1 protein-coding gene is annotated in these 537 nt (G+C 57.5%); it reads right to left on the bottom strand.

Annotation, left to right across the window (positions count from 1 at the left end; all coding sequences use genetic code 11):
- Positions 1-71 precede the first annotated feature (71 nt).
- Positions 72-215, bottom strand: coding sequence for a hypothetical protein (locus G5V65_RS22065; protein WP_165054791.1), 144 nt, complete (start codon positions 213-215; stop codon positions 72-74).
- Positions 216-537 lie beyond the last annotated feature (322 nt).

Genomic DNA, 537 nt, shown 5'->3' with positions numbered 1-537 from the left:
TCGGGGAAGGGTCACATGGGTCAAATCTCAATGGAAATCTTCAGCCCAACCGGGTCAGCTCTCAGCGCAAATCAACAGACATGGCCCCAGTTCACCTCGTCGGGACCGTGGCCGAAGTGGTCGGCGCTGTGCGCTGCCAGCCGGGCGAGCATGGCGTCGATCTCGATCTTCGCGGCGATGAAGGCGTCCAGCGCTGCATCATTGGTCTTGGGCATGAGGGTCCCCGAGTTGGTTGCGAGGACATGACGGCTCTGGTCTGCCTTTGGGTCAAGTTCAATCGGACACGGAACGTCCCGCGAACATCGGGCAATTCCCGTGTCGCATGTGTGTTGCACGGAGGAATTGGAGGTGTTCGTAAGAGTTTGGAATCTTTGGGGAATGTGTTGTGCGGTGTTGTAACGCAAAAAGCGCCCCGTGGGGCGCTTTGTTTCGGCCTAAGCATTTGATATCTTGTTAGGAATTTTGGTTGCGGGGGCAGGATTTGAACCTGCGGCCTTCAGGTTATGAGCCTGACGAGCTACCGGGCTGCTCCACCCC

The sequence above is a fragment of the Paragemmobacter kunshanensis genome, from assembly GCF_011059185.1.
GTDB classification, from domain to species: Bacteria; Pseudomonadota; Alphaproteobacteria; order Rhodobacterales; family Rhodobacteraceae; genus Paragemmobacter; species Paragemmobacter kunshanensis.
This window is presented reverse-complemented; position numbering and strand designations above follow the sequence as displayed.

Excerpts from the sequence above, each read along its gene's own strand:
- G5V65_RS22065 (WP_165054791.1), bottom strand. The coding sequence starts at position 215 with ATGCCCAAGACCAATGATGCAGCGCTGGACGCCTTCATCGCCGCGAAG.